The following is a 10,177-nucleotide window of genomic DNA, read 5'->3' as shown; positions in this document are numbered from 1 at the left end:
GGCGGGCCCTTTGGGCCCGCCGACGCGTTTGTGCCGATCCCGGACATTCCTCAGCACCGGGTGGACATCCACGCTCGCCGACACGAGTCTCCGACGCACGAGGCTTGAACTCAGCTGATGGGGACGTCCTCCAGCAAAATCAGCTCGTCGGCGTCATGCCCGCACAAGCCTCCCGCAACTCAGGCTAATGAAACAGTACCAACAACCCTCAGCCCGCAACGACCGCGCCGGGCTCTTCAGTTCGGAGGAGATCGCCTCTCTCGTCTCGGCGAGGCAGCTCAGCTCCGTGCGGCTCCAATTGAGCAGCGCAGGTTCATGGACGGCACCTACTTTTGCAGACGACGCTTCCCCTGCCGAGACCACTGTATCCACGGCCACCAATGACCCAGGTCAAGTCAGAGACATCCTCCCCGACATTGGTTCCAGCCCCATACCGGAGGACGCGAACGCCAGGTGGTTGTATCGCGTCACTTGTTGGTGCGGGGCCGCGGCGGGGGCTCGGTTGGGAACTCGGCCTCCTGCGCGAGATAGCGTCGTTCGGCCTCGGCCGCACGATTAGCAGCAGGCGAGTTTACGGTGGCGCTGAGGACTCGCCCGACGGTACCGAGTCGCAGCGATGCCCCGCTCGGCAGGGTCCAGGTAGTGGACTCCTGGGGGCCGTTACGCCCCTGGAAGTGCTTAGTAGTGCCGGTACCGTACAAGCCGGTCAGCACTTCGACGTACTGGGCGTACACCTGGCGCACCAGCACAGCCGCCTCCGGCGGCGCACTGGCCTTAGGAACACGCGAAGCCAACCCCATGCGGAACGAGTCCATCTGACCTTCGCCAATGATGAAAGACGCATCTTTCCCGCCCAGGTCATGACCGGTAGTAAACATGGTCTCCCTAGTCGGGGAAGACTGCCAGCCAAGACGGTCACGCAGCTCCAAACCCTCCTGTACGCTCATGGGCCACTTATGCTCCAACCACAGCCGAATCACCGGCACACCCACCTCAGGCGGAACCACCCGAAACACCCCACCACCAGGTAGAGACAGCTCAAGCCCCGAAGCCGCCCCTGCCGGAGCGCCGGTCCCCGGGGGTGCACCGGTACCGTCCTGCCCGCCGCTAGTACTGCTCATGCCCGCTTCCTCCCCGAGTCGCTCGCCACGTCGACTCACGCCTCTGGCGCTTGGGCGTTGGCATGTGGCTCATCATCCTCGAAGCGCGGCGGCCGATATCCCTTCTCGCCGGGCATTAGTCTTGGTGGCAGACCGTTCTCCTGACGGAGTTCGCGCGCATCACTCTTGTTGTATTCTAGCATGGCCATGTAGAAGTCGTGGAAGTTATCGTACCGGTCAATCACCTGACCGTCGGCGTACCAGACGACTTTACCCTCGCTGGTGGTGCCGGGCTTACCCATGAGAAAAACAGTGTCTTCGAGTTCAGATGCGGCGACCGGGAAGTGCTCTTCGGCTATCACACCGTCCATGGCCATCGCCGCCACACACTCCGGAAGATTCAAAGGTATACGGGCACTGTCGTACAAGGGGCCTCCGACAAGGTCCTGGGTGGAGAATATTGTAACGTTCTGGGTGAAGTTGGGCCAGCCGTTGGCCGCAAGCAGGAAGCTGCGGTAGGACTCGGGCAGTCTGAACCCGAGCTGCTTCTCGGCCTGGATGACCTGCTCCTCACTTGCCCGCACCTTCGGCAGGGAATACTCCCACAGGTGCTTCAGGTCGGCCTCCATACGCTCCTGGTTAATAAGCCACCCCAAACCAATGTATTCAGGCCATCCGACTTGCGCCTTGTCGGAATCGTTTGATTCGACCATGAGTCATTCTCCCTCATCGAATCTGAATTCAGTGGGTTTATACCCAATAGGATACCATCTTGCCTGACCGGCAAGACTGCCGTTGACGCGTTTGGACAATGTTTGCCACTCGTGAGGGTTCGGGTCAGCAGTCCACGTGGTGTCCGGAACATGCCCACGACCTTACCTGTACACAGTTAGGGATGGAGCGCTCGCTCCGCCCTGGCAGCCTAACCTCGTAGCGGCTCAGGCTACCTTCAGTTGACACGCGTCCCGTTTCGTACAATCCGGCGGCTTCAAACAACAGCTACTACACCCTTACATCGGAAGAGCCAGAAATAGTCGTTATTTGGGGCGTCGACGCGGGTGGCGCGGATTCGTGCCTGGGTTGTATGTGCGTTTGTGTGTCACTTGAAGTAGTCGGGATACTCTGCGTATGGGTCATGTTCCTTGTGGTCTACCCAATTGGAGAGAATCTCTTCGGCGGTGATTCCGGGAAAAAGAACAACGTGTCCGGCGAAAGAATCATCGATATACCATAGGACTAACTCTGGGTTTGGGTGCAGCGATCGTATCCACGCGGCAATATCTGCGGCCACGCTGTCCTCTGCGTCCGTAGACAATGTCTGATTGTCAGGATAGTGAATCACGTTAAACGGAACGCCGCCAGCTGGACGTACGTTCACTGAGGCATCCGACGTCCTGTCTTCAGAATCGAACCGAAATACGCGACAGTTGGGCCATTTTTCTTGGGCGTGACGCAGGAAGTCTTCTGCGTCGAACATATACTGGGTCGAGGTGACGGTTGTCACCAAGTGGTTTCCCCCCATTTGACGCTCCTGGTGGGATGTGTTGTTGAACTCTGCGTGTTTTGACTCAGCATATCATGGGATGAATTGAACTTCAAACGGAACGCCGTCTCCAAGGATCGCTTGAATACGCTGAGTCAAGTATTCCTGAGCCTTTCGCGTATTGGTTACAACTACAAGTCTATCGACGGGATTGCATTGGGATTGAATTACCTCGCCGTACCGCCTGATCTCGTCATCGAACTGTCTCATGAGTTTTTCCTGGATGAAGGGTGGGCGACCCCCTTCGTACATGGAATTTGAGCCTCCCGCTGTGTGCTTGGCATCGTATGCGGTGTATGCGGTTCCATCGGGTTTCACGGCGTCCGCTACTACTGTGTCCCCGTTGTCGGCTACAAGTACGCGTTCAACATCGGTACCCAGAACGCGATGCTGGTATGTGACAGCGTCTGTGTTAGGTGGTCGTTGTAGGGTGTCGCAATCATCGAACCATTTGTCGCGTGTCTCTTGGTCGGACCAGTCTGGAGCATCATCGGAGCCGTCCACGCCTTTGTTCGCGTCGTGGTCGACATCGCCCTCGTGTTGGCTGTCGTGATCGGCGGTGTTGTCCTTTGCGTGGTCGTTGCTGGTGTCCCCGTCGTTGCTCTTGTGGGTAGTGTCGGTGTCGCTGCTGGGCGCGTCCTTGTGACCGCCGCTGGCCGGGTCGGGTGCGTCGTCGGCCTTGCCGTGTGGGGCTGTACTGTCAGCTGCCGCGGTACTCGAATGAGAGCTGTTGCCTTCTGGGTCCATGTGAGCAGACACGGACTCGGGCTCGGCCTCATGGCCACTGGGGCGCTCGGAGGAGCCCGGCGAGTCGGTGTCCCGGGGTCGCTCGTCGGGAGCCTGTTTGCCGTGCTCATCGGGTTGATGCTGCTCCGAGTTGTGGTCGGCAGGCCGGTTGCTGCCCGGGTCGCCGTCAGCACCGGACCGGCCGCGGGGCTTGGCATCAGCGTCAGAGCCGTTGCGACTGGCGGGCTCAGGCTCGCCAGCGTCGGCCCGGCTGCCCCCGGCACCAGAGCCGCCGCCACCGGCTCGGCCGGTGGTCGCGTCGGGGGTGCTGGTGTGAGCGCCCTCCGAGCCACTGCTGCCCGCACGCTGGGTGTCAGCGCCTGAACCGACATCGGCGTGCGCGGCGCCGTGGGCCGATGAAGAGGTACTGGTGTCGCCATGTATCGGGTTAATGCCGTGGTAGCTGTTGTTCCCGGCAGAGGATGCAGCATCGCTGTAAGTACTTGGAGTCCCGGCCCCGCCAGCACTGCCGGGGGAGCCCGACGAGGACCCACCACGAGCACCAGCACCATCGGGCGAGGACGGAGCCGACGCCTGACCCGGACCGCCCGACGAACTCGCGGCGCCGTGGGCCGGGGGAGCTTCGGCGCTCATGTCCCCACGAGTGGGGTGAATGCCATGGAACAGAGCATCGGAGCCACCACCAGCGGACGAGCCGCCGCTGGCAGTACCGCCCGCCGCGCCAACACCACCGACGGTACCGCCGGAACCGGAGCCCGCGTGGGCGCCGCCACCCGCTGTGGTCGATCCGGTACCGCTGGAAGCCGATGACCGGCCACCAGCGGCGTCCGCACCACCGGGACCGCCCACAGACCCGGCGGTGTCGCCAGCAGGCGCAGGCGTGCTGGTGGTGCCGGGGCCGTCGAGGTTGTTGGCGCTGCGTGCCGCCCGTGTACTGGGAGCAGCGTGCGCGTGGGGCCTGGAAGAGCCGACCAAGTGCTTCCTGGCAGTGCGGCCGATTCCCCGGCCCGTGGCCTCAGCCAGGTTGGAGGGGGCCAGCTTCTTCAGTTTCTTGAGCTTGCTCACCATGCGGGTAAGACCCGGCGGCACCCGGCTCAGCAAGTGCGACAGGGCTGAGATGGAGGTGACCAGGTCCTTGATCTTCCCGGACAGCCTGGTCACCCGTGTAGCAATCCACGAGTAGGTCTGATAGGCAACCAGCGGTGTCAGCAGCCCCAGCGAGAAGACCTCCTCCGCCGCCGCCTGAATCAGCATGCCGAAGGCCTCGGTGATCGTGTCACGCACCATGTCATGGACGAACTGCACGATCGCGGCGGCGATCTGAAGACCCTTGGCGATCCCCGACGCCGCCCCAGAGGCACCGTCCAGGCCATCGGACAGCTCCTTGGCCCGCGACCGCCACGCAGCGGCCGCCAACCCGGCCTGACCCGCCATGTCCGCGGTCACATAGTTGCGCACATCCTGCGCATGAGTCGCAAGCGCCTCGGAGATGTTCGTCCAGGTCTGCGCCCCCGCCATCACCGCATCGGCATCACCGGTCAGCTGCTCCAGCATTTCGTCCAACGGATGAATATGCTCGATCAACCACCCCAGACCTGCACTGACCGCAGCCGCAATCGGGTTGAATACCGTGAACACCACATCCCCGGCCAAGGCCACACCCGCCAGGGAGCCGTACACCCACGACCCATTACCGATCGCCTCACTCAGATCCGACAGATCCTCACCAATACCCGTACCCGCCCAAAACGACGTCGAATCCTGCCGCTCAGCCACCAGCGGATTAGCGGTAGTCACCAGGAACCTCCAGGGAAACAAATCATAGTAATCATGTAACCAAACCGTTGCGGACAGGCCTACAACCCGTCAGTCCCGCGGCAGACACCCACCCGCCGAACACACACCACAACCAGCCGCACCCAGCCCTCAGTAAGACGGGTAGGTGTTGTTGGCGTCGGTAGCCGCCTGGGAGTCGGTCTCCTCGAAGTCGGTGGCTGTGTCCTTCAAGTCCTGCACGTCCTGCTCGAGCAGATCCCCGATATCAGACAGGCTCGAATCGAACTGAGTCTTCGCGCTCTCATACGACGACGCGAACAACGGCGTACACAACATCCCGAACGGCTCACCCGCCAACGCCGCATCAGATGCAGACTCCACCGTGTCCAGTCCGTCGCCTACCGAGGCGATATGCCCGGCGTGGGTGCGCCACACCTCCGGGGAGATCTCCAGGTCAGCCATCACCAACCACCCCACAGGCCACGCCCGTCATCGCTCTGCCGGAAGCTTCCTAACGAACCTGTCGGGTCGATCAGGCCCGCACCCCGCGGGGCGGTCCCAGGCCGCCGGCCCGACTGCGCCGCAGCGTCATCGATCTCGTCGTCCACCGAAGCTCCTCATCATGCGTGTTACCGAAATGGAACATACCAAACCCGCAACGCCACTTACCAGGCATACGGATGGGATCTTCACCATGTCCTCCCCCCTTCGGGATATGCCGCATTGCCTAGCGACCCAAAGGCACTCGTCGCATAGGATGGGGCCGCTTCAGCACGGCGCACGGGAGGGCGGCACATGCACCGCACGCAGGACACGAGTTTCATCTCCACCCGGGGCGGCATGGCGCCCACCGGATTCCTTGACGTGCTCCTGTCCGGATTGGCTCCCGACGGCGGCCTCGCTGTCCCCGCAGAGGTCCCGCGGGTATCCGCCGCCACTCTGGAGTCCTGGCGGGCACTGACCTACTCGGAGCTCGCCGCCGAGGTCATCGGCCTGTACGCCACCGACATCCCGGCCGCCGATCTGCGGGCGCTGACCGCGGCCGCCTACGGTCCGGAGCATTTTCCGGAACCGGTGGTGCCGCTGCGCCCGCTCGACGCCGTCGCCCCCGGGCTCGCCCTGGTGGGACTGTCCGAGGGGCCGACCATGGCGTTCAAAGACCTGGCCATGCAGTTCCTCGGGCAGGCGATCCCGTACCGGCTGGCCCGCGAGGGACGCGTGCTCAACATCCTCGGTGCCACCAGTGGGGACACCGGCTCGGCCGCCGAGCACGCCTTCCGTGGCCGCGACGGCGTCAGCGTCTTCATGCTTTCACCGCAGGGCCGCATGAGCGATGTGCAGCGCGCGCAGATGTACTCGCTCGCCGACGCGAACATTCACAACATCGCCGTCGAAGGTGTCTTCGACGACTGCCAGAACCTGGTCAAGGCGATCAACGGCGACGCCGCCTTCAAGGCCGAGTACACCATCGGCGCGGTCAACTCCATCAACTTCGGGCGCATCGCCGCCCAGGTCGTCTACTACGTGTGGGCCTGGCTGCGCGCCTCCGACGGCGTCGCGGAGGGCCTCGCCGGGGCGGCAGCGGGCGCCGGGGTTGGCGAGCCGACCACCGAGCGCACCTTCCGCGTGGACGTCGCGGTGCCCAGCGGCAACTTCGGCAATATCTACGCCGGTCATCTCGCCCGCACCATGGGGGTGCCGATCCGCCGGTTGATCCTGGCCACGAATGAGAACAACGTGCTGGATGAGTTCTTCTCCACCGGCGTCTATCGGCCCCGCTCGAGTGCACAGACCCTGGCCACCTCCAGTCCGTCCATGGACATCTCCAAGGCCTCCAACCTCGAGCGCTTCATCTGGACTCTGCTCGGTGCCGAGGAGTTCCACTCCCGCTGGCCCGAGCTGGAGCGTACCGGGGTGCTGGACCTCTCCGATCAGCTGGCACGGATGCGCGATGAGTTCGGCTTCGTCTCCGGCACCTCGACTCATGCCGACCGGCTCGCCGCGATCCGGCGCGTACACGAGGCCACCGCTGCACCCATCGACCCGCACACCGCCGACGGCGTGACCGTGGCCCTGCGGTTGATGGAACCGGAAGTTCCGACCCTCGTGCTGGAGACCGCCCGGCCGGAGAAGTTCCCGGAGACCGTTGCCGAGGCGCTCGGCGCCCCGCAGCCCGTGCCCGAGGCGATTCAGTGTCTTCTCGACGCCGAGCAGCACGTGGTGAGCATCCCCTGCGACGAGTCGCGGCTGCGGGCGCTCATTGCCGCCGACGCGCTGCGATCCTGAATGCCGAGAACCGCCGCCACAACCGGGTGAGCATGTTTCACGTGAAACATCCGGGCCGGGCCCGAAGTGTTTCACGTGAAACACTCGTGTCGACGGTCCATGTTTCACGTGAAACATCGCTGCACATACTCCATGTGCGGCATGCACCGACCGTAGCGAGTTCAGGTGGCCCTCGTAATCGAGGCACGGCGGGCCACGCCAGCGAAGAACTCGCTCACTGTCATCGCCCGAGCGCTCCCGTCTGGTGATGTTTCACGTGAAACATCACCGTCAAGCCCAAGCGTGGCAGACTGTTCTCTGACGAAGCACCACCCGCCGGGAGGGATTACCACGTGAACGAGACGAACCCACAACGAGGCAACCGGCTGGACCCCTGGCTCGACTCCTACGCCACGCGAGCGTACGGCCTGCGCGAGTCCGAGACTCGCTCCCTGTTCGCCGTCGCCTCCCGGCCCGAAGTAGTCTCCCTCGCCGGCGGCATGCCCAACCTGAAGGACCTACCACTCGACGAGTTGGCCGAGGCGACGGCCCGCATGATCCGCAAGGACGGCGGTCGCGCGCTCCAGTACGGCAACGGACAGGGACTGCCGCGACTGCGCGAGCAGATCCCCGAAGTCATGGCGCTGGAGGGGATCGACGCCGACCCCGAGGACGTCGTCATCACCACCGGCTCCCAGCAGGCGGTGGACATCGTCACCGAGCTGTTCATCGATCCCGGCGACGTGATCCTCACCGAGGCGCCCACCTACGTGGGCTCGTTGTCCATCTTCTCCACCTACCAGGCCGACGTCCAACAGGCGCCCATCGACGCCGACGGCGTCATTCCCGAAGCGCTCGAGCAAACCATAACCGACCTTGAGCGGCAGGGCCGGCACGTCAAGTTCTTCTACTGCCTACCCAACTTCCACAACCCGGCCGGCGTCAGCCTCTCGGAGGAGCGGCGCCCACAGGTCATCGAGATCTGCCGCCGCCACCACATTCTCATCATCGAGGACAACCCCTACGGACTGCTCGACTTCGAGGGCCGCACGCACACCGCGCTGAAGACCCTGGCGCCCGACGACGTCGTCTACCTCGGATCCTTCTCAAAGATCTTCGCGCCCGGATACCGCGTCGGGTGGGCCGTGGCGCCGCCGGCGGTGCGGGAGAAGATGAAGCTGGCCTCCGAGGCCGCCATCCTGTGTCCGAGCTCGGTGGGCCAGTTCTCGATCTCAAACTACCTGGACAACTTCGACTGGCGCGGTCAGATCCAAGACTTCCGCACCATGTACCGCAGGCGCCGCGACGCCATGGTGGACGCTCTTTCCGAGTTCATGCCCATGTGCACGTGGAACGTGCCCGAAGGCGGCTTCTATGTCTGGGTCGGACTGCCCGAGGGCCTCGACGCCAAGGAGATGCTGCCGCGGGCCGTCACCAACCTCGTCGCCTACGTCTCCGGCACCGCCTTCTACGCGGGCGGCCGCGCCGGCCGCGACCACATGCGTCTGTCCTTCTGCTATCCGGAACCAGTCGACATCCGCGAGGGAGTGCGGCGTCTCTCCGAGGTCGTCACCCACGACCTGGAACTGGTCAACCTGTTCGGACCCGCCTGCCAGCGGCCTTCGGGCGGCGTCTCCGCACCCTCGCCGGACCAGGTCTGAGACCCCATCATCACCCGCACCGACGCATGCACACCGAATCGACCTTGAACAACGAGGAGCCGTCCATGTCCGACACCGCCGAATCCAACCCCGACGCGCCGCTGCGCATAGCCGTACTTGCGGGCGGTCTCAGCCACGAACGCGACGTGTCACTGCGCTCCGGACACCGCGTCGCCAGCGTCCTGAAGCACCTGGGCCACAACGTGTTGGTCATGGACGTGGACGCGCGCACCATCGCCTCCCTGAAGGCGTTCAGCCCCGACGTGGTGTGGCCGCTGGTGCATGGGGGTCACGGCGAGGATGGCGGGTTGCAGAACGTGCTGATCGCCCTCGACCTGCCCTATGTGGGCACGCACTCCGACGGCTGCCAGCGCGCATCCTTCAAGCCGACGGCCAAGGCATCCGTGCGCGCCGCCGGCGTCCTCACGCCGGACTCGGTGACGCTGCCCAAGGCGTACTTCAGCCAGCTCGGCGCGCAGGAGGTGCTCGGCGTCGTCGCCGGTCACCTCGGCCTGCCCGTGGTGGTCAAGCCCAACCAGGGCGGCTCCGGACTCGGCGTCTCCTACGCGGAGAACGCCGACGAGCTGCGCACCGCGATGGTCTCCTGCTTCGCCTACGACGAGCGGGCGCTGATCGAGAGGTACGTGGAAGGCACCGAGCTCGCGGTGTCGGTCGTGGACACGGGCGATGGCCCGCACGCACTGCCCGCGGTCGAGGTGGTCTCCCAGGGCCGCTACGACTTCGACGCCCGCTACAACCCCGGCCGCTCGGAGTACTTCGTCCCGGCCCGCGTCGACGATTCGGTGCAGGCGCGCGCCCAGGAGATGGCCGTAACCGTGCACCGCGCGCTCGGACTCGGCAACCTCTCGCGCACCGATCTGATCGTCGACGCCGAGGGCCAGCCCTGGTTCATCGACGCCAACGTCATCCCCGGCATGACCGAGGTCTCCCTGTTCCCGATGGCCGCGCAGGCCGCCGGCGACCTGCCGAAGCTGTATGACGACATCGTGCGCCATCCAGCGGTGCGCCCCTGAACGACCGGCGTCCTCGAGCCGAGAGGGCCGCGATGTTTCACGTGAAACATC

At 64.4% G+C, this 10,177-nt stretch carries 8 protein-coding genes; 3 read left to right on the top strand and 5 right to left on the bottom strand.

From position 1 onward, the window contains the following. Positions 1-467 precede the first annotated feature (467 nt). From DRB06_RS13500 to DRB06_RS13485, 5 genes are all read right to left on the bottom strand, one after another. Positions 468-1,121, bottom strand: a complete 654-nt coding sequence (locus DRB06_RS13500) for a DUF6301 family protein (RefSeq protein WP_258522272.1) — start codon at positions 1,119-1,121, stop codon at positions 468-470. A gap of 35 nt (positions 1,122-1,156) precedes the next feature. After that, positions 1,157-1,813, bottom strand: a complete 657-nt coding sequence (locus tag DRB06_RS13495) for an SMI1/KNR4 family protein (protein WP_111820235.1) — start codon at positions 1,811-1,813, stop codon at positions 1,157-1,159. 386 nt (positions 1,814-2,199) lie between these two features. Then, complete coding sequence (locus tag DRB06_RS15900; protein ID WP_146750904.1) at positions 2,200-2,604, bottom strand: hypothetical protein; 405 nt, start codon at positions 2,602-2,604, stop codon at positions 2,200-2,202. A gap of 72 nt (positions 2,605-2,676) precedes the next feature. Beyond that, positions 2,677-5,187 (bottom strand): hypothetical protein, encoded by a 2,511-nt coding sequence (locus tag DRB06_RS13490; RefSeq protein ID WP_146750903.1) that lies wholly within the window; start codon positions 5,185-5,187, stop codon positions 2,677-2,679. Between the two features lie 129 nt (positions 5,188-5,316). Beyond that, the gene (locus tag DRB06_RS13485) at positions 5,317-5,628 is read right to left on the bottom strand and encodes a type VII secretion target (RefSeq protein WP_146750902.1); all 312 of its coding nucleotides are present in this window, start codon (positions 5,626-5,628) and stop codon (positions 5,317-5,319) included. A 333-nt stretch (positions 5,629-5,961) separates the two neighbouring features. On the opposite strand from DRB06_RS13485, the gene thrC reads away from it, so the two are divergent. The 3 genes from thrC to DRB06_RS13470 all read left to right on the top strand — a co-directional run bounded on the left by thrC (position 5,962) and on the right by DRB06_RS13470 (position 10,126). Then, positions 5,962-7,452: a threonine synthase gene (gene thrC, locus DRB06_RS13480; RefSeq protein WP_111820232.1), complete on the top strand. Its 1,491-nt coding sequence runs from the start codon at positions 5,962-5,964 to the stop codon at positions 7,450-7,452. 332 nt (positions 7,453-7,784) lie between these two features. Beyond that, complete coding sequence (locus tag DRB06_RS13475; RefSeq protein ID WP_073333420.1) at positions 7,785-9,092, top strand: PLP-dependent aminotransferase family protein; 1,308 nt, start codon at positions 7,785-7,787, stop codon at positions 9,090-9,092. A 65-nt stretch (positions 9,093-9,157) separates the two neighbouring features. Continuing rightward, entirely contained in the window at positions 9,158-10,126 is a 969-nt protein-coding gene (locus tag DRB06_RS13470; RefSeq protein ID WP_181575277.1) for a D-alanine--D-alanine ligase, read from the top strand. Positions 10,127-10,177: the final 51 nt, after the last annotated feature.

The organism is Actinomyces sp. Z5 (genome assembly GCF_003287795.1).
GTDB classification, from domain to species: domain Bacteria; phylum Actinomycetota; class Actinomycetes; order Actinomycetales; family Actinomycetaceae; genus Actinomyces; species Actinomyces glycerinitolerans.
Note: the sequence above shows the minus strand (reverse complement) of the source record. Positions and strands in the feature narration are given on the sequence as shown.